The organism is Streptomyces sp. NBC_00316 (assembly GCF_036158715.1).
Classification (GTDB): Bacteria; Actinomycetota; Actinomycetes; order Streptomycetales; family Streptomycetaceae; genus Streptomyces.
Map to the genome: position 1 here is coordinate 6,389,976 of NZ_CP108023.1, position 21,239 is coordinate 6,411,214.

Genomic DNA, 21,239 nt, shown 5'->3' on the forward strand with positions numbered 1-21,239 from the left:
CTCCCGCGTCCCCGCGCCGACTGCGCGACCAACCCTGCCCTTTCAGCTACTAGGCTGCGGGCAGCAACGGGACTCAGGAGGCGGACATGGCGTGGACGTGGCGGTTCGAGAAGTCCGACGGTACGGAGACGGAGCCGGCCCTGCAGCCGGAGGAATTCACGACCCAGGGCGATGCGGAGTCGTGGATCGGTGAGTTCTGGAAGGAGCTCCTCGACGGTGGTGCGGACCAGGTGACGCTGTTCGAGGACACGACGAAGATCTACGGTCCGATGAGCCTCCAGGCCGACCAGGGCTGACCCGTCACATGCCGAGACCCCGGGTGCCGTTCACCGGCACCCGGGGTCTCGTGCGTACGCGTCGGGACGGTCAGATCTCGCCCAGGGTGACCTGCGCCTTCTTCTGCACGCCGTCGCGCAGGAACGTCAGCGTGACCTTCTGGCCCGGCTTGTCGACGGCCAGTGCCTCCGACAGCGAGGTGATCGTCGTGACCTGCGTGTCGTCGATCTTCGTGATGATGTCGCCGGCCCGCAGCCCCGCGTCGTCCGCGGCGCCGCCTGTGGTGACGGTGACCAGGGCGACCCCGGCCGGCTGGTAGTTGTCGTCGACGACCGTGCGGCCGGTGATGTCCAGGGCCGCCCGGCCCGAGTCGGTGACCCTGCCGTTCTTGACGATCTGGTCGGCCACCGTGGTCACCATCGAGGCGGGGATCGCGAAGCCGATGCCCGGCGCCGCCGTGTCACCCATCTGCGGGTCCACCGCACCCAGCGTCGGGATGCCGATCACCTCACTGTTCAGGTTGACCAGCGCGCCGCCGCTGTTGCCCGGGTTGATCGCCGCCGAGGTCTGCACCATGTTGGCGATGGTCGCCCCGGTGCCGCCGCCCGCGCGGCTCTCGCTCACGGTTCTGCCGACCGCCGACACGATGCCCTGGGTGACGCTGCTGGAGAGCCCGAGCGGCGAGCCCATCGCCAGTACGATCTGGCCGACCTCGACCTTCTCCGAGTCGCCGAACTTGGCCGGCTCCAGGCCGCTCGGCACCTCGTCGAGCTTGATGACGGCCAGGTCCTGCGGCGGATAGGCGGCGACCAGCGACGCGTTCAGTACCTTCTCGCCGGTGGCGACGGTGACCTTGAAGGTGGTCTCGTCGCCGATCACATGGGCATTGGTGACGATATGACCCTTGTCGTCGTAGACGATGCCCGAGCCGAGACTGTTGGAGGCGTCGATCTGTACGACCGACGGCAGCACGTCCCTGATGACGGACTGGTACTCGGCCTGGAGATCCCCGGCGGCCCGGGTGTTCGCCCTCTGCTGCGTGCTCGACTTCGTGGCCGGCGACGTCTTCGATGTCGAGCCGGAGCAGCCGCTCATGAGCGCGGTTGCGCAGAGACCTGCGGCCAGAGCCAGCAGCAACCGGTACTTACGACGGCGGGAGTGAGATGCATCCATGTCTGGATTGTTGCTTTTAATCCTATTGGGGACCTGTTGGGCGCCGCCGATCGGGTGGACTGCCCTGCGGCCTGCAGCCTCCGGTCCTGCGGACTAGCCGCGCACCCCGCACAGATGGAGCAGTGCAGCCACCCGGCGGTACGGATCCGTCCGGCCGGCCCGGTCCTCCGCCGCCAGCACCCGGTCGAGCTCCGCCGCGGCCGGCAGTTCCACGTCGTTGCTCACCTGGTCGGTGAAGATCCGCACCCCGTACCAGGCGTGCAGCGGCGCGGCGATTCCCGCCAGCGTCGCGGTGAGGGCGTCCAGCCGGTCGGCCCGGACGGTCAGTCCCAGCCGGTTGGTGTACGTGTCCGTGTCGAACGCGGCCAGCGCCGCGTCCCAGTCCCCGGCGACACCGGCCCGCATGGCCAGTGCGTCCCCGTTCCGTACGAGCAGGGACAGCAGACCGCCGGGCGCCAGCATCCGGGCCAGGCCCGCCAGCATCGCGTCCGGCTCCGCGACGTACATCAGCACGCCGTGGCAGAGCACCACATCGAAGCTGCCCGGCAGGAAGTGCACCCCGGTCTCCAGGCCTTCGCCCTCGACCAGCCGGACCCGCTCGCGGATGCCCGCGGGCTCACCGGCGAGCGCCTCGCGGGCGACGCGCAGCATCTCGGGGTCGGACTCCAGGCCGGTCACCGTGTGACCGGCCCGGGCCAGCCGCAGCGCCTGGGTGCCCTGCCCCATGCCCACATCGAGCACCCGCAGCCGCTGCCCGACCGGGAAGCGTGCGGCTATCTGCTCGTCGAGCTGCCGGGCGACCAGCTCCTGGCGGACGACGTTGCGCAGTCCGCCGAGCCCCCTGATCCACACGGGAGCGGCCCCGGAGAATCCGGTGGTGCCCCGGGCCGACAGACCGCCGGAGGGGATGCCGGTCAAGCCGGAGAGTTCCGTGCTCAGGGCCGCTCTCCGCGCTTGACCTGCGGCTTCGGCAGACGGAGGCGACGCATCTGAAGCGTGCGCATCAGGCCGTAGGCGATCGCGCCGCGCTTCGGCGTATCGGGGAAGCGCTCGTTCAGCTGCTTCCTCAGCCGGAACGTGAGACCGACCGAGTCGATGACGATCAGCACGATCACGCCGAGCCAGAGCAGCAGCGAGATGTTCTGGATGTTCTGCACCTGGATCACGCTGAGGATCAGGATGATCACCGCGAGGGGCAGGAAGAACTCCGCGATGCAGAAGCGCGAGTCCACGAAGTCGCGGACGAAGCGCCGCACCGGACCCTTGTCACGGGCCGGCAGATAGCGCTCGTCGCCACTGGCGAGCGCCTCGCGCTGCTTGGCCATGTCCACGCGGCGCGCTTCGCGCTGGCGCTTCATGGCCTCCTTGCGGTCGAGCGGCGCACCACTGGAGGCACGACGGCGCTGCGACTGGGCGTCGCTGCGCTTGGGGGTGGGGCGACCTTTGGGGGCCTGCGGGTCGCGGGGCTGCGTGGAGAGGTCGGCCGTCACCTTGGAGGTGGACGCCTTCTCTTCCTTCGAACGGCTACGGAACACAAAACCCAAGGGTACGGGGTTCGTCGCGAGGACCCCAGGCCGGTCGGGAACGATCCGGCAACGGCCTGCGTCCTCACACGTGTACCGACAGGGGCAGAACGGACGTTGCCACCGGTTTCCCCGACGGCCACCTACTCCCTGGGCCGGAGCTGTGACCGGCGGCAGTCGTCCTTGGGGAGGACCCCATCCTTGCTCGGACAGTGCGGTAATGGAGACAGGGCCCGTACTGTGGGTTCTGTTGGAGTGCTGGAGCCCAGTTCCGTCAGAAGGGGGCGCGCGAAGCCCATGAGCGGTGTCATGAAGCGTATGGGGATGATCTTCCGCGCGAAGGCAAACAAGGCCCTTGACCGGGCCGAGGATCCGCGCGAGACCCTCGATTACTCGTACCAGAAGCAGCTGGAGCTGCTTCAGAAGGTGCGCCGCGGTGTTGCCGACGTGGCGACCTCGCGCAAGCGCCTGGAGCTGCAGCTGAACCAGCTGCAGGGCCAGACGTCCAAGCTGGAGGACCAGGGCCGCAAGGCGCTCGCGCTCGGCCGCGAGGACCTGGCCCGCGAGGCGCTGTCCCGGCGGGCCGCCCTCCAGCAGCAGGTCACCGACCTGGAGACGCAGCACTCGACGCTGCAGGGCGAGGAGGAGAAGCTCACTCTCGCGGCCCAGCGGCTGCAGGCCAAGGTCGATGCCTTCCGCACCAAGAAGGAGACCATCAAGGCCACCTACACCGCCGCCCAGGCGCAGACCCGGATCGGCGAGGCGTTCTCCGGGATCTCCGAGGAGATGGGCGACGTCGGCCTGGCGATCCAGCGGGCCGAGGACAAGACCCAGCAGCTGCAGGCACGCGCCGGTGCGATCGACGAGCTGCTCGCCTCCGGCGCGCTCGACGACCCGACGGGCACGGCCAAGGACGACATCGCCGCAGAGCTGGACCGGATCTCCGGTGGTACGGATGTGGAGCTGGAGCTGCAGCGCATGAAGGCCGAACTGGCCGGCGGCTCCGCCCCGCAGCAGGCCATCGAGGGCGGTTCGCAGGACGCCGCCCAGCAGCAGTCGTCGCAGTCCCCGCACAAGTTCGACAAGCAGTGAGGCGGACGTCATGATCGTTCGGATCATGGGGGAGGGCCAGCTGGCGCTGGCCGACAGTCATCTTGCCGAGCTGAACAAGCTCGACAACGAGCTGCTCGCCGAGATGGAGAGCGGTGACGGCGCAGGTTTCCGCACCACGTTCCACGCGCTCCTCGCCAGGGTGCGCGAGCTCGGCACGCCCTTGCCGGACGACTCCCTGGAGCCGTCCGAACTGATCCTGCCGTCGCCCGACGCCACCCTCGAAGAAGTACGCGACATGCTCCGCGACGACGGTCTGATCCCCGGCTGACGCCGGCTGCTCCAGCATCCGCACCCCCGTGCCCCGTGTCCGGTCCGCCGGCCGCGGGGCACAGTGCTGTCCGGGCCGGCACACCATCCGGAACGCCGGGTCCGGAACCCCGGACCCGCCATCGCGGGCCCGGAGCCCCGGGAACCGGAACGTCCGGATCGGAACGTCCGGATCGGTGCGTTATGCGTGGGGCCCATGGGACGGCGGGACCGTTCCCGTGCGCGACACGCCGTACCGTTGCTTGACGTGACCACCCTCGGAACCGGGCTCCAGCGCGTGCGGCGCTGGCTTCGCGAGCATCCCCTCGCGTTCGACGGCGCGCTCGCCGTGGCCGTACTCGCAGCGATGATCGCCGCGTCGTTCACCGACCCGAAGGCGCCGGACGGGCCCAGCTTCGGCACCCGCACGCCGGAGGTGAGCAGTGTGGTCCTGATGGTGCTGGGCGCTGCCGTGCTCGTCGTGCGGCGGCGCAACCCCATGGCGGTGCTGGCGGCCACCGGTGCGCTCTCCGTCCTCGAGTTCGTGCTGGTCGACCCGCCCGCCCCGGTGGTCATGAGCGTGGTCATCGCGCTGTACACGGTCGCTGCCAGCACCGACCGGCCCACCACCTGGCGGGTCGGCCTGCTGACCATGGGCGCGCTGACGGCGTCCGCGATGTTCTTCGGGGAGTCCCCCTGGTACCGCCAGGAGAACCTGGGGGTCTTCGCCTGGACCGGCATGGCGGGCGCGGCCGGGGACGCCGTCCGCTCCCGGCGGGCCTTCATCGACGCCATCAGGGAACGGGCCGAACGGGCCGAGCGCACCCGCGAGGAGGAGGCCCGCCGCCGGGTCGCCGAGGAGCGGTTGCGGATCGCCCGCGATCTGCACGATGTCGTCGCCCACCACATCGCCCTGGTCAATGTGCAGGCCGGGGTCGCCGCCCACGTCATGGACAAGCGCCCCGACCAGGCCAAGGAGGCGCTCGCCCACGTCCGGGAGGCCAGCCGCTCCGCGCTGAACGAGCTCCGCGCCACCGTGGGGCTGCTGCGCCAGTCCGGCGACCCGGAGGCGCCGACCGAGCCGGCCCCCGGACTCGCGGTCCTCGGTGAACTGGTGGACAAGGTCCGGCGCGCGGGCCTTCCGGTCGAGGTGGCCTGCGCCGACCGTCTGGCCCCGCTGCCCGCGGCCGTCGACCTGGCCGCGTACCGGGTGATCCAGGAGGCGCTGACCAATGTGCAGAAGCACGCCGGCCCCGGGGCCAAGGCCGAGGTGAGTGTCATACGGGTCGGGGCGACCGCCGAGGTCACGGTTCTCGACAACGGCACGGGCCGGACCGAGGGCGCGGGCGCCGACGGCGGTGGGGGCCACGGACTGCTCGGGATGCGTGAACGCGTCACCGCCCTCGGCGGCACCCTCACCGCAGGGCCCCGGTACGGCGGCGGATTCAGGGTTCATGCCATCCTGCCGGTCAAGGACCGCCCGGGAGAGCCGGAGACGCCGGATGCGGCGGGCCGGACGGGGGAACGCCCATGACGCCACCACCCATCAGGGTCCTGCTCGCCGACGACCAGGCGCTGTTGCGCAGCGCATTCCGGGTACTGGTCGACTCGGAGCCGGACATGCAGGTGGTCGGCGAGGCCGCGGACGGCGCCGAAGCCGTGGCCCTGGCCCGCTCGACGTGCGCCGATGTGGTGCTGATGGACATCCGGATGCCGGGCACGGACGGGCTCGCCGCGACCCGGATGATCAGCGCCGACCCCGAGCTGGCGCTCGTACGCGTCGTCATGCTCACGACCTTCGAGGTCGACGAGTACGTGGTGCAGGCGCTACGGGCCGGTGCGTCCGGCTTCCTCGGCAAGGGTGCGGAACCGGATGAACTACTCAATGCCATCCGTATCGCCGCGGGTGGCGAGGCGCTGCTCTCGCCGGCCGCGACCAAGGGTCTGATCGCCACCTTCCTTGCGCAGGGCGGCAGTTCGGACCCCGAAGGGCCGAGCGCCGCCGAGTACTCCGCACGGCTGGGCGCGCTCACCGTGCGGGAACGCGAAGTGCTGGTCCTGGTCGCGGGCGGTCACTCCAACGACGAGATCGCCGAGCGCCTCGTGGTGAGTCCGCTCACTGTCAAGACCCATGTGAACCGGGCGATGGCGAAACTGGGCGCCCGCGACCGGGCGCAATTGGTGGTCACTGCGTACGAATCGGGCCTGGTGCGACCCCGGGTGGAGTAACGGGTGGAGATGCGGCGTACTCCAGCCGCGGTACGTGCGGCAGAAGAATGCAACCCTGGGACGGACGTTTTCGCCCCGGCGGATGAGCGATCGTATATCTGGGCCGGGTCTGTCCCCGAGTCACCCGCCCACCTGCCGCGTAAGCCACAGAAGAGAGACCCACCCATGTCCTGGCTGTCCAGATTCAGCCTCGCGCAAAGGGCCCTGATCGGGCTGATCTCGATCGTCGCGCTCGTCTTCGGAGCGATCGCGATCCCGCAGCTCAAGCAGCAGTTGCTGCCCACCATCGAGCTCCCGATGGTCTCGGTGCTCGCGCCCTACCAGGGTGCGTCGCCCGACGTGGTCGAGAAGCAGGTCGTCGAACCGCTCGAGAACACCATCAAGGCCGTCGACGGCGTCACCGGCGTCACCTCGACCGCGAGCGAGGGCAACGCCGTCATCATGGCGTCCTTCGACTTCGGCGACGAGGGCACGAAGCAGCTGGTCGCCGACATCCAGCAGGCGGTCAACCGCGCCCGCATCCAGCTGCCCGACGATGTCGACCCGCAGGTCATCGCCGGTTCGACGGACGACATCCCGACCGTCGTCCTCGCCGTCACCTCCGACAAGGACCAGCAGGCGCTCGCCGACCAGCTGGACCGCACCGTCGTCCCCGCTCTCGAGGACATCGACGGCGTCGGCCAGGTCAACATCAACGGTGTCCAGGACCTCCAGGTCTCCGTCACCCCGGACGACAAGAAGCTCGCGGCCGCCGGTCTGAACGCCGGATCCCTTGCCCAGGCCCTCCAGGCGGGCGGCGCCACGGTCCCGGCCGGTTCCTTCTCCGAGCAGGGCAAGAGCCGTACCGTCCAGGTCGGCGGAGCCTTCACCTCGCTGCAGCAGATCGAGGACCTGCGGGTCGCCGGTCAGAACCCGGCCACCGGCAAGCCCGGCAAGCCGGTCCGCGTCGGCGACATCGCCACGGTGAAGCAGGAGCCCGCCTCGGCGGTCTCCATCACCCGGACGAACGGCAAGCCGAGCCTCGCCGTGATGGCCACGATGGACAAGGACGGCAGCGCCGTCGCCATCTCGAACGCGGTCAAGGACAAGCTCCCGGACCTCCGCAAGGACCTCGGCTCCGGCGCCGAACTGACTGTCGTCTCCGACCAGGGCCCCGCCGTCTCCAAGGCGATCTCCGGTCTGACCACCGAGGGCGCGCTCGGCCTGCTCTTCGCGGTCATCGTGATCCTGGTCTTCCTCGCGTCGCTCCGCTCGACGCTGGTCACCGCGGTCTCCATCCCGCTCTCCGTGGTTCTCGCGCTGATCGTGCTCTGGACCCGCGACCTGTCGCTCAACATGCTCACGCTCGGCGCGCTGACCATCGCGATCGGCCGCGTCGTCGACGACTCGATCGTCGTGCTGGAGAACATCAAGCGTCACCTCGGCTACGGCGAGGAGCGCCAGTCCGCGATCATCACCGCGGTGAAGGAAGTGGCCGGCGCGGTCACCTCCTCGACCCTCACCACGGTCGCCGTCTTCCTGCCGATCGGTCTGGTCGGCGGCATGGTCGGCGAGCTGTTCGGTTCGTTCTCCCTCACCGTCACCGCGGCCCTGCTGGCCTCGCTGCTGGTCTCGCTGACCGTGGTCCCCGTCCTGTCGTTCTGGTTCCTGCGCGCCCCCAAGGGCAGCACGGAGAACCCGGAGGAGGCCCGTCGCAAGGCCGAGGAGAAGGAAGCAGCCAGCCGGCTCCAGCGGCTGTACGTCCCGGTGCTGCGCTTCGCGACCCGGCGCCGTGTCACCAGCATCGTCATCGCCGTCGCGGTGCTCTTCGGCACCTTCGGCATGGCACCGCTGCTGAAGACCAACTTCTTCGACCAGGGCGAGCAGGAAGTCCTCTCCATCAAGCAGGAGCTGGCCCCCGGCACCAGCCTGGCGGCCGCGGACGAGGCGGCCCGGAAGGTCGAGAAGCTCCTCGACGGCGACCAGGGCGTCAAGGACTACCAGGTCACCGTCGGCTCCTCCGGCTTCATGGCGGCCTTCGGCGGCGGTACGGGCGCCAACCAGGCCTCCTATCAGGTCACCCTGAAGGACTCGGCCGACTTCGACGCCACCCAGAAGCGCATCGACGAGGGCCTCGGCAAGCTCGACGGCATCGGTGAGACCACCATTGCCGCGGGCGACGGTTTCGGCAGCCAGGACCTCAGCGTCGTGGTCAAGTCCGCGGACGCCGCGACTCTGAAGAAGGCCTCCGAAGAGGTACGGGCCGAGGTGGCGAGGCTCAAGGACGTCACCGACGTCCAGAGCGACCTGGCGCAGTCGGTCCCGCGCATCTCGGTCAAGGCCAACTCCAAGGCCGCGGCCGCAGGATTCAACGAGGCCACGCTCGGCGCCGCCGTCGCCGGAGCGGTGCGCGGCACCCCGTCCGGCAAGGCGATGATGGACGACACCGAGCGCGACGTCGTCATCAAGTCCGCCCACCCGGCCACCACGATGGACGAGTTGAAGAACCTCTCGCTCGGCCCGGTCAAGCTGGGGCAGATCGCCGATGTGAAGCTGGTCCCCGGCCCGGTCTCGATGACGCGGATCGACGGCCAGCGCGCCGCCACGATCACCGCCAGGCCCACCGGTGACAACACCGGCGCGGTGAGCGCCTCGCTCCAGTCGAAGATCAACGCCCTGGACCTGCCGGACGGCGCCACGGCCACCATCGGCGGTGTCTCCCAGGACCAGAACGACGCGTTCGTGAACCTCGGTCTGGCGATGCTGGCCGCGATCGCGATCGTCTTCATGCTGCTGGTCGCGACCTTCCGGTCCCTGGTCCAGCCGCTGATCCTGCTGGTCTCCATCCCGTTCGCGGCAACGGGTGCCATCGGCCTCCTGGTCGTCACCGGCACTCCGATGGGCGTACCGGCGATGATCGGCATGCTGATGCTGATCGGCATCGTCGTCACCAACGCGATCGTGCTGATCGACCTGATCAACCAGTACCGGGCGCAGGGCCTGGGCATCGTCGAAGCAGTCATCGAGGGTGGCCGCCACCGGCTCCGTCCGATCCTGATGACCGCGCTCGCGACCATCTTCGCCCTGCTCCCGATGGCACTCGGCGTCACCGGCGAGGGCGGGTTCATCTCGCAGCCGCTCGCGGTCGTGGTGATCGGCGGCCTGGTCACGTCCACGCTGCTGACGCTGCTGCTGGTGCCGACGCTCTACGCGCTGGTGGAGCTCCGCAAGGAGCGCCGCGCGAAGAAGAAGGCGGTCAAGCGAGCGAAGAAGGCGGGCCTGTCCGCCCCGGCGGAGGAGACCATCTCCGAGGAGCCGGAGCCCGCGAAGGCGTAACGCGGCACATGCGAAGGCCCCGGCACCGTCCAACGGTGCCGGGGCCTTCGTGCGTCGCCGGCCGATCCGGGCAGGGGAGAACCCCCGCCGCAGACGCAGAGCCCTACGGCAGCGCCAGCATCCGCTCCAGCGCCAGCTTCGCGTACTTCTCCGTCTCCGGGTCGACCTCGATCCGGTTGATCAGGTTCCCCTCGGCCAGGGACTCCAGCGTCCACACCAGGTGCGGCAGGTCGATCCGGTTCATCGTGGAGCAGAAGCACACCGTCTTGTCGAGGAAGACGACCTCCTTGTCCTCCGACGCGAACCGGTCGGCCAGCCGCCGCACCAGGTTCAGTTCGGTGCCGATCGCCCACTTCGAGCCGGCCGGGGCCGCCTCCAGGGCCTTGATGATGTACTCCGTCGAGCCGACGTAGTCCGCCGCCGCCACGACCTCGTGCTTGCACTCCGGGTGCACCAGCACATTGACGCCCGGGATGCGCTCGCGCACATCGTTGACGGACTCGACCGAGAAGCGCCCGTGCACCGAGCAGTGCCCGCGCCACAGGATCATCTTCGCGTTCCGCAACTCCTCGGCGGTGAGGCCGCCGTTGGGCTTGTGCGGGTTGTAGAGGACGCAGTCCTCCAGCGTCATCCCCATGTCCCGGACCGCGGTGTTGCGGCCCAGGTGCTGATCGGGGAGGAAGAGCACCTTCTCGCCCTGCTCGAAGGCCCACTCCAGGGCCCGCTTCGCATTGGACGAGGTGCAGATCGTGCCGCCGTGCCGGCCGGTGAAGGCCTTGATGTCGGCGGAGGAGTTCATGTACGAGACGGGCACGACCTGCTCGGCGACTCCGGCCTCGGTCAGCACGTCCCAGCACTCGGCGACCTGCTCGGCGGTGGCCATGTCGGCCATCGAGCAGCCCGCGGCCAGGTCCGGCAGCACGACCTTCTGGTCGTCGGTGGTCAGGATGTCCGCAGATTCGGCCATGAAGTGCACACCGCAGAAGACGATGTACTCGGCCTCCGGCCGGGCGGCCGCGTCGCGGGCGAGCTTGAACGAGTCACCGGTCACGTCCGCGAACTGGATGACCTCGTCGCGCTGGTAGTGGTGGCCGAGCACGAAGACCTTGTCCCCGAGCTTCTCCTTGGCCGCGCGGGCGCGCTCCACCAGGTCCGGGTCGGACGGGGAGGGCAGATCGCCAGGACACTCGACGCCGCGCTCGCTCTTCGGGTCGGCCTCACGGCCGAGGAGCAGCAGGGCGAGGGGCGTCGGCTGGACATCCAGCGGTTGGGCGGTGGTCACGTCACGCACCCTTTCTGTTCTGCGGTCAGCGCGGTCCGCTCCAGTGGAGCAGGGCTTGCGCCGGTGAGCCTTTTCGTCTATTTGACGCTATCTATCATATCTGCTTTACGTCACTTTGACGACACCGATAGCGTCGATGTGACGCATCCCCTCGCCGGTGCGATGTGCGAGCATGAAAGGAACAGACGAGCGCCTGGTCCGGAATGAATCCGCGGCCCGCACGGTTGCAACGTCGGCAAGCAGTCCGTACAACCCGGGAGAGAAGCAGATGTCCGTATCGGACGAGACCACCACCGTGAGCGACGGCATCCTCCTGTCCGACGCCGCCGCAGCCAAGGTCAAGGGCCTGCTGGAGCAGGAAGGCCGTGACGACCTGGCGCTGCGCGTCGCCGTCCAGCCCGGCGGTTGCTCGGGCCTGCGCTACCAGCTCTTCTTCGACGAGCGTTCGCTCGACGGCGATGTCGTGAAGGACTTCGGCGGTGTGAAGGTCGTCACCGACCGGATGAGCGCTCCGTACCTGGGCGGCGCCTCCATCGACTTCGTCGACACCATCGAGAAGCAGGGCTTCACGATCGACAACCCGAACGCCACGGGCTCCTGCGCCTGTGGCGACTCCTTCAGCTGAGTCGCGAAGGCTGTTTCGGGCAGCAGTGCCTGAAGAAGGCGGCGGCCCCCGGGACTCCCGGGGGCCGCCGCCTTTCGTCGTGCGTGCGGCCTGGGGCCTCTCGTTTGAATCATGCTGGGCTCGCGGGGTCGGGCACGCGCATCTGCCGCGTTGTCGTCGGTCCTCCCCCAGCTCTCGGCTTCGCTCGAGCAGGGGATACCGCATGCGCTCCGCGTGGGCTCCTTCCTCCGCCTTGCAGCTGCACGCACCACGATGACATCAGCCGTTCCGCGGCGGGCCGCTCCCTGATCCAGCCTGATCCGAACGAAAGGCCCTAGCCGCGCGGCACCACGCCGCCCGCCGAGTCGAGCACCTTCCGGTCGCCCAGCGGCGCGTCCAGCGTCACCGTCCGCGTCAGCTTCTTGGCGATCATGATGCAGACCTTCTTCGGCTCGGGGAGCGACTCGGTGATCGTCACCCGCACCGCGTCAGCGCTCTCGGTCGCGCTCGCCGCGTACGTGCTGCACACCCCGCCCCAGAACGTGACGTCCAGTGTCCGACCGTCGGCGCTGTACGACAGGAGCGGCCGCTGGGACCGTGCGGCGTCGCCCGGGCCCGGCGTCCTCTCCGGATCCGGGGTCCTCGAGGGGTTCGCCAGCGAGTCCGGGTCCACCGCGAGCTGAGCGATCGTGCTGCCGGTCCCGCCTGCGGCCGGATGCACCGAGAACAGCCACGACGGTACGAGTGTCTGCTCGCCGTCCACGTATCGCATCGCGAGGCCGAACACCGCCTTGTCGACCATCACGGTCGTTGTCGCGGGCTCCGCCCCGGTCCGCGCACCGCAGCTGTTGCCCGGCGACTTCAACTCGCCCTCCTCCAGCGGTACGGGTGTGGCGCACCCGCCGACATTGCTCCGCGCGGTGGCCGCCCGGGCGGCCTTGTTCAGCTGGTTCAGCGCGTCGCCCGCGCTGACCACCGGATACTCGGCGCCCTTCGTCAACCCCTTCAACTGCCCGCTGCCGCCGGTCACTTCACCGTCGGCCCCTACCTGGATCCCGGTCGCCCAGCCGTATGTGGGCAGCCCGTCGACCACGGGGTCCGCGTTCACCACCCGTACCGAGCCCATCAGTTGGCGGGCGTCGAGGGCCGCGTCGTCCTGGCCGACCGCCTTCAGTACGGGCGCTGCGGCGGCCTTCGCCGCCTTCTCGCCGACCGGCGACCGCGTGCCGCCCGGCGCCATGTCCTTGCTCGAACACACCGTCGCACTCTCGCAGCTGTCCGTCCCGCCGGAGCCGTACCGGGCGAAGGTCCAGGTGCCTGGTGCCTGCTTGTTCACCCGCAGGACCGGGCCCGTGCCGTCCCCGTCGGATCCCACCTTCCAGGTCGTGCCCTCGGCCTGTGGTGTGCCTGCCACGCCCAGCGCCTTCGCCAGCCGGGCCACCTCCGCCGCCGAGACGGTGCCGTGCGCGCGGTGGACCGCGGCCTCGGCCGGTCCGTCGGGCAGCTTGCCGGCCGCGCGGTAGAAGACGCTGCCACCACTGGGATCGGGCTCGCCCACGGCGATGCCCTCGGGGGGTGTCGTCCGGCTGTCCGGGCCGCCGGGTGTCTCGTCGAGTACGAGCAGCGGAGGGGCGTCGCCCCTGCCGCCCGGCGGGCTGCTCTCACCGTCCGCCGCGGTGGCCGCCCAGTACGCGCCGCCACCCCCGGCCAGCAGCACGGCCGCCGCCACAGAGGCCACGGCCAGCGGCGACCGCCGACGCCGGGGGCGGGTCACGTCGTTGTCGGGTCGCTCGGTGTCCACCGGATCGCTCCTTCGACTGCGTAGCCGTCACCGTGACCGTCGCACGGTCATCGCCTCTCCCGCGAGCGGGGGCGACGGTGATGGGACGGGGTGCGGCAGCAGTCGGTTCCCCCATGGGGCATCCGGGGGACATCCGGGGCGAGCGGCCGCCCGTCTCAGTCGCCGTACTCCGCCATGGCGTCGATCAGCCGTGCGGACGCCGCCGGCACGGTCACGCCGTGAATCAGCGACGGCGCCACAGGGATGGGAGCGTCCTTGGCGGGTACCACCCAGTGCGGAGCCATCCGCGCGCAGTCGCCGCGCAGCTCGGCCAGGCTGATCTCGGACTCACGGGGAGCGATGTTGTTCGGCATACCGCACCGTAAGCACCGCAAGCCTCAGGAGAAAAGCCCTACTATCGGGTAGTTTTTACCCTTCAGGGCGCGTGCGACGAACGGGTAGCGTGGAATGTCACGCCGTCCCGGGAGCGCAGCCATCCGTTCCCCTCGACTTCCGCAGGAGCAGTCTCCCCGTGCGCATCGCAGTCACCGGCTCCATCGCCACCGATCACCTCATGACCTTCCCGGGCCGTTTCGCCGACCAGCTGGTCGCCGATCAGCTGCACACGGTCTCGCTCTCCTTCCTGGTCGACAACCTCGATGTACGCCGGGGCGGTGTCGCCGCCAACATCTGCTTCGGCATGGGCATGCTCGGCACCGGCCCGATCCTGGTCGGCGCCGCCGGTGCCGACTTCGATGAGTACCGCGCCTGGCTCGACCGCCACGGCGTCGACACCGGCTCGGTCCGGATCTCCGAGGTCCTGCACACCGCCCGTTTCGTCTGCACGACGGACGCCGACCACAACCAGATCGGCTCCTTCTACACGGGTGCGATGAGTGAGGCCCGGCTGATCGAGCTGAAGGCCGTCGCCGACCGTGTGGGCGGGCTCGACCTCGTCTCGATCGGCGCCGACGACCCCGAGGCGATGCTCCGCCACACCGAGGAGTGCCGCTCCCGGGGCATCCCGTTCGCCGCCGACTTCTCGCAGCAGATCGCCCGGATGGACGGCGACGAGATCCGCATCCTCCTCGACGGTGCCACGTACCTCTTCTCCAACGAGTACGAGAAGGGGCTCATCGAGTCCAAGACCGGCTGGACCGACGAGGAGATCCTCGCCAGGGTCGGCCACCGCGTCACCACACTCGGTGCCCGCGGCGTGCGGATCGAGCGGGCCGGCCAGGAGCCGATCGAGGTCGGCTGCCCGGAGGAGGAGCTGAAGGCCGATCCGACCGGCGTGGGCGACGCCTTCCGGGCCGGATTCCTCTCCGGTCTCGTCTGGGGCGTCGGCCTGGAGCGGGCCGCCCAGGTCGGCTGCATGCTCGCCACGCTGGTCATCGAGACGGTCGGCACGCAGGAGTACACCCTGCGCCGCGCCCACTTCATGGACCGCTTCACCAAGGCGTACGGCCACGACGCCGCCACCGAGGTCCGCGCGCACCTGTCGTAGGTCAGGACAGCCGGCGGACCACATAGGCCGAGCCCCGGTCCGCCGGCTCCTCACCCACGTACTCCTGCCCGCGCATCGTGCACCACGCCGGGATGTCCAGCCGTGCCGCCTCGTCGTCGGAGAGCACGGTCACCGTCCCGCCCACCGGTACCTCTCCGATCACCTTGGCGAGTTCGATCACCGGGATCGGGCACCGCCTGCCCAGTGCGTCGACCACCAGCGAGGCGCCGACGGCGGGGGAGGGGGAGGCGGCGGCGGGCGCGCCCAGCTTCTCCCGCACCCCTGCCACCGAGCCCGGCAGCACCCGGAGGAAACGTTCGACGTCCTCCTGCGTGGTGCCGGCCGGCAGGGACACCCGGACGTTCCCCTCCGACAGCACCCCCATCGCCTTGAGCACATGGCTCGGCGTCAGCGTGCTGCTCGTGCAGGACGAACCGGACGATACGGCGAATCCCTCGCGGTCCAGTTCATGGAGCAGGGTCTCCCCGTCCACATAGAGACAGGAGAAGGTCACCAGGTGCGGCAGCCGCCGCACCGGATCACCGACCACCTCCACCTCGGGCACCAGCGCCGGAACCTGCGCCCGGATCAGCTCCACCAGCCCCCGCAGCCGTGCGGACTCCGCCTCCGCCTCGGCCCGGACCGCCCGCAGCGACGCCGCCGCGGCCACGATCGCGGGGATGTTCTCGAAACCGGCCGCCCGCCCCGACTCCCTTTCGTCCGCGGGGCCTTGGGGCGCGAAACGGACCCCCTTGCGCACGGCGAGCACCCCCACCCCCGACGGCCCGCCCCACTTGTGGGCGCTCGCCGCCAGCAGCGACCAGCCGCTCGGCACCGGACCCCAGCCCAGCGACTGCGCGGCGTCCACCAGCAGCGGTACGCCCGCCGCCCGGCAGAGCTCCGCGACCTCGGGAACCGGCTGCACCGTGCCGACCTCGTGGTTGGCGGACTGGAGGCAGGCCAGCGCGGTGTCCGCGCGCAGGGCCTCGCCGTACGCCGCCGGGCTCACCGCCCCCGCCCGGTCCACCGGCACCTCGGTGAACGTGCCGCCCTGCGTCTCGTGGGCGGCGGCCGAATGGAGCACCGACGAGTGTTCGACCGCGGAGACCACCAGATGACGGCCGACACGCCGACGCCCGGCGAGCGCCCCGGAGATGCCCGAATGCACCGCCGCGGTCCCCGAAGGAGTGAAAGTGAGTTCGTCGGGGCGGCACCCCACGGTCTCGGCGGCGGCCTCCCGGGCCGCGTCCAGCAGCAGCCGGGCCCGCCGTCCCTCGCGGTACAGCCGGGCCGGGTCAGCCCAGCCCTCGTCCAGTGCGGCAAGCAGCGCCTGGCGGGCCACGGGGTGCAGGGGGGCGGAGGATGCGGTGTCGAAGTAGGGCACACCGCCACGCTAACGCGCGCCCGCCGCCGCCCCGGGACCGGTGGCCCGCCCACCCGGGCGAGGGCCCGTCAGATGGCGGTCGGAGGCCCGGATTCCACCCCTTCGGGGAGTCGGGCGGCGCGTTGGGCACCCTCCCCGCGCGACCCCAAATAGCGTCCAGTAGGGTTTGGTCCGCATAAACATCCAAACCCCTGCCCGCGTCAGGGCGGCGACCGACCAGCGAGACGGCCGCGCCGACCGCGCGGGCGAGACTCTCGGGAAGGCGCTACGTGAGTCCCAACGGCTCCGACCGCTCGTCGCGGCGCCCGATGCGGCGGAAGCTGCCGCAGGTGCTGACTGCGGGCCTGATCCTGGCGACCGCCACCGGTTGCACATACAAGGACTTTCCCCGCCTTGGTATGCCCACACCGGTAACGGAAGAGGCACCACGGATCCTTTCCCTCTGGCAGGGCTCGTGGGCGGCAGCGCTCGCCACGGGTGTGCTGGTCTGGGGCCTGATCCTGTGGAGCATCATCTTCCACCGGCGCAGCCGCACCAAGGTGGAGGTTCCTCCGCAGACCCGGTACAACATGCCCATCGAGGCGCTGTACACCGTGGTCCCCCTCATCATCGTCTCGGTGTTGTTCTACTTCACCGCGCGCGATGAATCGAAGCTCCTCTCGCTCTCGGCGAAGCCCACCCACACCGTCAACGTGGTCGGCTACCAGTGGAGCTGGGGCTTCAACTACATCGAGAACGTGGACGGCTCGACCGCCACGGGCAACGAGATCCCCAAGGAGCTCGACGCCATCCCCGACCGGTTCCGTAAGCAGTTCCCCAAGGGTGCGGACGGCGTCTACGACGTCGGCATCCCGGGCACCAGGAACCCGCAGACCGGCAACCCGGGTCCCACTCTGTGGCTGCCCAAGGGTGAGAAGGTCCGCTTCATCCTGACTTCGCGTGACGTCATCCACTCCTTCTGGGTGGTGCCGTTCCTCATGAAGCAGGACGTCATTCCGGGCCACACCAACTCCTTCGAGGTGACTCCCAATCAGGAGGGCACCTTCCTGGGCAAGTGCGCCGAGCTCTGCGGCGTCGACCACTCCCGGATGCTCTTCAACGTCAAGGTCGTCTCCCCGGAGCGCTACCAGGCGCACCTCAAGGAGCTGGCCAAGAAGGGCCAGACGGGCTACGTGCCGGCCGGTATCGAGCAGACGAACCCGGCCAGGAATGCGGAGACGAACAAACTGTGAGCATCCTCAACGAACCTCAGGGTGCCGCGGCAGCAGACGACTCGTACGAGGACGAGCTGCCGGTCCGGCGCAATCAGCCGGGAAACGTCGTCATCAAGTGGCTGACCACCACTGACCACAAGACGATCGGCACGATGTACCTGGTCACGTCGTTCGCGTTCTTCTGCATCGGCGGTCTGCTGGCGCTCTTCATGCGCGCCGAGCTGGCCCGTCCCGGCACGCAGATCATGTCGAACGAGCAGTTCAACCAGGCGTTCACGATGCACGGCACGATCATGCTGCTGATGTTCGCGACGCCGCTGTTCGCCGGATTCGCGAACTGGATCATGCCGCTGCAGATCGGCGCGCCCGATGTGGCGTTCCCGCGGCTGAACATGTTCGCGTACTGGCTGTACCTCTTCGGCTCGATCATCGCGGTGGCCGGCTTCCTCACCCCGCAGGGTGCGGCCGACTTCGGCTGGTTCGCCTACTCCCCGCTCTCGGACGCGGTCCGTTCGCCGGGTGTCGGCGCCGACATGTGGATCATGGGTCTGGCCTTCTCCGGCTTCGGCACGATCCTCGGTTCGGTCAACTTCATCACCACGATCATCTGCATGCGCGCACCCGGCATGACGATGTTCCGGATGCCGATCTTCGTGTGGAACGTCCTGCTGACCGGTGTGCTGGTCCTGCTGGCCTTCCCGGTGCTCGCCGCCGCGCTCTTCGCGCTGGAGGCGGACCGCAAGTTCGGGGCGCATGTCTTCGACGCGGCCAACGGCGGCGCACTGCTCTGGCAACACCTCTTCTGGTTCTTCGGCCATCCAGAGGTGTACATCATCGCGTTGCCATTCTTCGGAATCATCTCCGAAGTGATCCCCGTGTTCAGCCGGAAGCCGATGTTCGGGTACATCGGTCTGATCAGCGCGACGATCGCCATCGCGGGCCTCTCGGTGACCGTGTGGGCGCACCACATGTACGTCACCGGCGGTGTGCTGCTGCCGTTCTTCTCGTTCATGACGTTCCTCATCGCGGTCCCGACCGGTGTGAAGTTCTTCAACTGGATCGGCACCATGTGGAAGGGATCGCTGTCCTTCGAGACACCGATGCTGTGGACGATCGGCTTCCTGGTCACCTTCACCTTCGGTGGTCTGACCGGTGTCATCCTGGCGTCGCCCCCGCTGGACTTCCACGTCTCGGACTCGTACTTCGTCGTCGCGCACTTCCACTACGTCGTCTTCGGCACCGTGGTCTTCGCGATGTTCGCCGGATTCCACTTCTGGTGGCCGAAGTTCACCGGCAAGATGCTGGACGAGCGCCTCGGCAAGATCACCTTCTGGACGCTGTTCATCGGCTTCCACGGCACGTTCCTCGTCCAGCACTGGCTGGGTGCGGAGGGCATGCCGCGTCGTTACGCGGACTACCTCGCCGCCGACGGCTTCACCGCGCTGAACACGATCTCGACGATCTCCTCGTTCCTGCTCGGCCTGTCGATCCTGCCGTTCCTCTACAACGTGTGGAAGACGGCCAAGTACGGCAAGAAGGTCGAGGTCGACGACCCGTGGGGCTACGGCCGTTCACTGGAGTGGGCGACCTCCTGCCCGCCGCCGCGGCACAACTTCCTCACCCTGCCGCGGATCCGTTCCGAATCCCCGGCGTTCGACCTGCACCACCCGGAGATCGCGGCGCTCGAGCAGCTGGAGCACCACTCCGAGGCTGACAAGGCCCTCGCAGGTGGCAAGGAGGCCGGCAAGTGAAGATCCAGGGCAAGATGTTCCTCTGGCTGAGCGTCTTCATCCTCGCCATGGCGGTGACCTATGGCGTGTGGTCGAAGGAGCCGGCCGGTACCACCGCGCTCGTCCTGGCCTTCGGCCTGAGCGTCATGATCGGCTTCTACCTGGCCTTCACGGCGCAGCGGGTCGACGCGATGGCTCAGGACAACAAGGAAGCCGATGTCGCGGACGAGGCCGGCGAGGTGGGGTTCTTCTCCCCGCACAGCTGGCAGCCGCTCTCGCTGGCCGTCGGCGGCGCCCTCGCCTTCATGGGCGTCATCTTCGGATGGTGGCTGCTCTACTTCTCGGTCCCGGTCATCCTGATCGGTCTGTTCGGCTGGGTCTTCGAGTACTACCGCGGTGAGAACCGCACCCAGTGACACCGCTCCACACGTAGCACCGCTCCACCTGACGGGGGGCCCGCACTTCTCACCCGAGAAGCGGGGGTCCCCCGTTTGGCGTCATCCCGCGCGCTGAAACTGATGAATCTTCTTAGCGTTGGGATCATGAACACGCCGCGCATCCGCCCCGTAGTGAGCTGCACGCTGCTGGCCATGACCCTGGTTGCAGGGGCGGCCGCCTGTGGCGGGCCAGATGGCCATCCGCTCGCCGAGCAGCCGTACGACGCGGCGGACGAGATCTCCTCCAACGTCCCCAAGGGCAACGAGAAGGCCGACCCGGACAAGCCCCTCGAAGTCACCGCAACGGGTGACGACGGCAGGATCACCGACGTGACCGCCGTGGACACCGCCGGGCATCATCTCCAGGGCGAGCTCGCGGCCGACGGCCTGCGTTGGCACTCCACCGTCCCGCTCGCGGCCGGTACCCGCTACAACGTGAAGGTCAGCGTCGAGGACGACGACGGCGCCCCAGGCAGCCGTACGCTCTCCTTCGAGACGGCCCCGGCAAAGAAGCTCCTGACGGTCACCTTCGGCCCGCACGCGGGCACCTACGGCGTCGGACAGCCCATCACGGCCGAACTCAGCGCCCCGGTCAAGGACAAGGCGGCCCGGGCCACCGTGGAACGCTCCCTGCGGGTCCGCTCCACGCCCGCCGTGACCGGCTCCTGGTACTGGGTCGACGACAAGATCCTGCACTACCGCCCGCAGGAGTACTGGCCCGCCCGGGCCAGCATCGAGGTCAGCAGCAACATGGCGGGCATCAGGGTCGCCAAGGGGTTGTACGGGGGCCCCACGAAAGCGTTGAAGATCACCACCGGGGACCGCGTCGAGGCCATCACCGACGCCGCCGCGCACACCATGACGGTCAAGCGCAACGGGAAAGTGATCAACACCATTCCGGTGACCACCGGAAAGCCCGGCTTCGACACCCGCAACGGCGTCAAGGTCGTGCTGAGCAAGGAGTACTCCGTACGCATGCGCGGGGAGACCATCGGTATCTCGAGCGACTCCAGCGACGGGTACGACCTGCTGGTCTACTACGCGACCCGCGTCACCTGGAGCGGTGAGTACGTGCACGCGGCCCCCTGGTCCGTCGGCTCACAGGGGTACGAGAACGTCAGCCACGGCTGTACGGGCATGAGCAACACCCAGGCCCAGTGGTTCTTCAACACCGTGCGCGAGGGCGACATCGTCGACGTGGTGGGCAGTCATGGCCCGACGATGACGCCGTTCGACAACGGCTACGGCGACTGGAACCTGTCCTGGGCGAAATGGCAGCAGGGCAGCGCGCTCAACGCCACCGCGGCGCCCACGGACACCGTCCAGGCGGCGCGGCTGCGCCCCGAGGTCTGACCGGCCGGGGGAGTGCACCGCCCCTCGGAGGGACGTGACGCGGCCCGGTCCGCGGCGCAGCCGCGGACCGGGC

The 21,239-nt window shown here is 69.3% G+C and carries 19 protein-coding genes; 12 read left to right on the forward strand and 7 right to left on the reverse strand.

Features of this window, described 5'->3' with window-relative positions; translation table 11 throughout:
* The first annotated feature begins 86 nt into the window (after positions 1 to 86).
* A complete protein-coding gene (locus tag OG878_RS28390) occupies positions 87 to 296 on the forward strand; it encodes a hypothetical protein (protein ID WP_267005548.1) in 210 nt (69 codons plus the stop codon).
* Positions 297 to 366: 70 nt separating this feature from the next.
* Here OG878_RS28390 and OG878_RS28395 read toward each other — a convergent pair whose 3' ends face one another.
* The 3 genes from OG878_RS28395 to OG878_RS28405 form a co-directional block, all read right to left on the reverse strand.
* Positions 367 to 1,449: a S1C family serine protease gene (locus tag OG878_RS28395; protein ID WP_328889405.1), complete on the reverse strand. Its 1,083-nt coding sequence runs from the start codon at positions 1,447 to 1,449 to the stop codon at positions 367 to 369.
* Between the two features lie 93 nt (positions 1,450 to 1,542).
* Positions 1,543 to 2,295 (reverse strand): class I SAM-dependent methyltransferase, encoded by a 753-nt coding sequence (locus OG878_RS28400; RefSeq protein ID WP_328891410.1) that lies wholly within the window; start codon positions 2,293 to 2,295, stop codon positions 1,543 to 1,545.
* An 89-nt stretch (positions 2,296 to 2,384) separates the two neighbouring features.
* The gene (locus OG878_RS28405; protein ID WP_328889406.1) at positions 2,385 to 2,984 is read right to left on the reverse strand and encodes a DUF3043 domain-containing protein; all 600 of its coding nucleotides are present in this window, start codon (positions 2,982 to 2,984) and stop codon (positions 2,385 to 2,387) included.
* Between the two features lie 297 nt (positions 2,985 to 3,281).
* Between OG878_RS28405 and OG878_RS28410 the strand changes: the two genes are divergently transcribed.
* The 5 genes from OG878_RS28410 (at position 3,282) to OG878_RS28430 (ending at position 9,875) form a co-directional block, all read left to right on the forward strand.
* The gene (locus tag OG878_RS28410; RefSeq protein WP_030933623.1) at positions 3,282 to 4,064 is read left to right on the forward strand and encodes a PspA/IM30 family protein; all 783 of its coding nucleotides are present in this window, start codon (positions 3,282 to 3,284) and stop codon (positions 4,062 to 4,064) included.
* 10 nt (positions 4,065 to 4,074) lie between these two features.
* Positions 4,075 to 4,353 (forward strand): PspA-associated protein PspAA, encoded by a 279-nt coding sequence (pspAA, locus tag OG878_RS28415; protein ID WP_277325790.1) that lies wholly within the window; start codon positions 4,075 to 4,077, stop codon positions 4,351 to 4,353.
* A gap of 246 nt (positions 4,354 to 4,599) precedes the next feature.
* Positions 4,600 to 5,865 (forward strand): sensor histidine kinase, encoded by a 1,266-nt coding sequence (locus OG878_RS28420; RefSeq protein WP_328889407.1) that lies wholly within the window; start codon positions 4,600 to 4,602, stop codon positions 5,863 to 5,865.
* The gene (locus OG878_RS28425; RefSeq protein ID WP_328889408.1) at positions 5,862 to 6,560 is read left to right on the forward strand and encodes a response regulator transcription factor; all 699 of its coding nucleotides are present in this window, start codon (positions 5,862 to 5,864) and stop codon (positions 6,558 to 6,560) included. Before OG878_RS28420 ends, OG878_RS28425 begins: the two co-directional genes overlap by 4 nt.
* 165 nt (positions 6,561 to 6,725) lie before the next feature.
* A complete protein-coding gene (locus OG878_RS28430) occupies positions 6,726 to 9,875 on the forward strand; it encodes an efflux RND transporter permease subunit (protein ID WP_328889409.1) in 3,150 nt (1,049 codons plus the stop codon).
* 103 nt (positions 9,876 to 9,978) lie between these two features.
* Here OG878_RS28430 and nadA read toward each other — a convergent pair whose 3' ends face one another.
* The gene (gene nadA, locus OG878_RS28435; RefSeq protein ID WP_328889410.1) at positions 9,979 to 11,166 is read right to left on the reverse strand and encodes a quinolinate synthase NadA; all 1,188 of its coding nucleotides are present in this window, start codon (positions 11,164 to 11,166) and stop codon (positions 9,979 to 9,981) included.
* 259 nt (positions 11,167 to 11,425) lie between these two features.
* Here nadA and OG878_RS28440 point away from each other — a divergent pair, with 259 nt between their 5' ends.
* Complete coding sequence (locus OG878_RS28440; protein WP_107018256.1) at positions 11,426 to 11,782, forward strand: HesB/IscA family protein; 357 nt, start codon at positions 11,426 to 11,428, stop codon at positions 11,780 to 11,782.
* A 313-nt stretch (positions 11,783 to 12,095) separates the two neighbouring features.
* Here the strand turns inward: OG878_RS28440 and OG878_RS28445 are convergent, their stop codons facing one another.
* On the reverse strand, positions 12,096 to 13,562 hold the full coding sequence (locus tag OG878_RS28445; protein ID WP_328889411.1) for a hypothetical protein: 1,467 nt from the start codon (positions 13,560 to 13,562) through the stop codon (positions 12,096 to 12,098).
* A gap of 155 nt (positions 13,563 to 13,717) precedes the next feature.
* On the reverse strand, positions 13,718 to 13,915 hold the full coding sequence (locus OG878_RS28450) for a hypothetical protein (protein ID WP_328889412.1): 198 nt from the start codon (positions 13,913 to 13,915) through the stop codon (positions 13,718 to 13,720).
* Between the two features lie 158 nt (positions 13,916 to 14,073).
* On the opposite strand from OG878_RS28450, the gene OG878_RS28455 reads away from it, so the two are divergent.
* Positions 14,074 to 15,048 (forward strand): carbohydrate kinase family protein, encoded by a 975-nt coding sequence (locus tag OG878_RS28455; RefSeq protein ID WP_328889413.1) that lies wholly within the window; start codon positions 14,074 to 14,076, stop codon positions 15,046 to 15,048.
* Between the two features lies 1 nt (position 15,049).
* On the opposite strand, the gene OG878_RS28460 is transcribed toward OG878_RS28455, so the two are convergent.
* Entirely contained in the window at positions 15,050 to 16,432 is a 1,383-nt protein-coding gene (locus OG878_RS28460) for a cysteine desulfurase/sulfurtransferase TusA family protein (RefSeq protein WP_328889414.1), read from the reverse strand.
* Between the two features lie 269 nt (positions 16,433 to 16,701).
* Between OG878_RS28460 and ctaC the strand changes: the two genes are divergently transcribed.
* The 4 genes from ctaC to OG878_RS28480 all read left to right on the forward strand — a co-directional run bounded on the left by ctaC (position 16,702) and on the right by OG878_RS28480 (position 21,166).
* Positions 16,702 to 17,664 (forward strand): aa3-type cytochrome oxidase subunit II, encoded by a 963-nt coding sequence (ctaC, locus tag OG878_RS28465; RefSeq protein ID WP_328889415.1) that lies wholly within the window; start codon positions 16,702 to 16,704, stop codon positions 17,662 to 17,664.
* Positions 17,661 to 19,397, forward strand: coding sequence for an aa3-type cytochrome oxidase subunit I (gene ctaD, locus OG878_RS28470; RefSeq protein ID WP_328889416.1), 1,737 nt, complete (start codon positions 17,661 to 17,663; stop codon positions 19,395 to 19,397). The genes ctaC and ctaD overlap by 4 nt, the downstream gene beginning before the upstream one ends.
* The gene (locus tag OG878_RS28475) at positions 19,394 to 19,792 is read left to right on the forward strand and encodes a cytochrome c oxidase subunit 4 (protein WP_328889417.1); all 399 of its coding nucleotides are present in this window, start codon (positions 19,394 to 19,396) and stop codon (positions 19,790 to 19,792) included. Before ctaD ends, OG878_RS28475 begins: the two co-directional genes overlap by 4 nt.
* A gap of 123 nt (positions 19,793 to 19,915) precedes the next feature.
* Positions 19,916 to 21,166, forward strand: a complete 1,251-nt coding sequence (locus OG878_RS28480) for a L,D-transpeptidase (RefSeq protein ID WP_328891411.1) — start codon at positions 19,916 to 19,918, stop codon at positions 21,164 to 21,166.
* Positions 21,167 to 21,239 lie beyond the last annotated feature (73 nt).

Coding starts and splice junctions, on each gene's coding strand:
- OG878_RS28390 (WP_267005548.1), top strand. CDS start 87: ATGGCGTGGACGTGGCGGTTCGAGAAGTCCGACGGTACGGAGACGGAG.
- OG878_RS28395 (WP_328889405.1), bottom strand. CDS start 1,449: ATGGATGCATCTCACTCCCGCCGTCGTAAGTACCGGTTGCTGCTGGCT.
- OG878_RS28410 (WP_030933623.1), top strand. CDS start 3,282: ATGAAGCGTATGGGGATGATCTTCCGCGCGAAGGCAAACAAGGCCCTT.
- pspAA (WP_277325790.1), top strand. CDS start 4,075: ATGATCGTTCGGATCATGGGGGAGGGCCAGCTGGCGCTGGCCGACAGT.
- OG878_RS28425 (WP_328889408.1), top strand. CDS start 5,862: ATGACGCCACCACCCATCAGGGTCCTGCTCGCCGACGACCAGGCGCTG.
- OG878_RS28430 (WP_328889409.1), top strand. CDS start 6,726: ATGTCCTGGCTGTCCAGATTCAGCCTCGCGCAAAGGGCCCTGATCGGG.
- OG878_RS28440 (WP_107018256.1), top strand. CDS start 11,426: ATGTCCGTATCGGACGAGACCACCACCGTGAGCGACGGCATCCTCCTG.
- OG878_RS28450 (WP_328889412.1), bottom strand. CDS start 13,915: ATGCCGAACAACATCGCTCCCCGTGAGTCCGAGATCAGCCTGGCCGAG.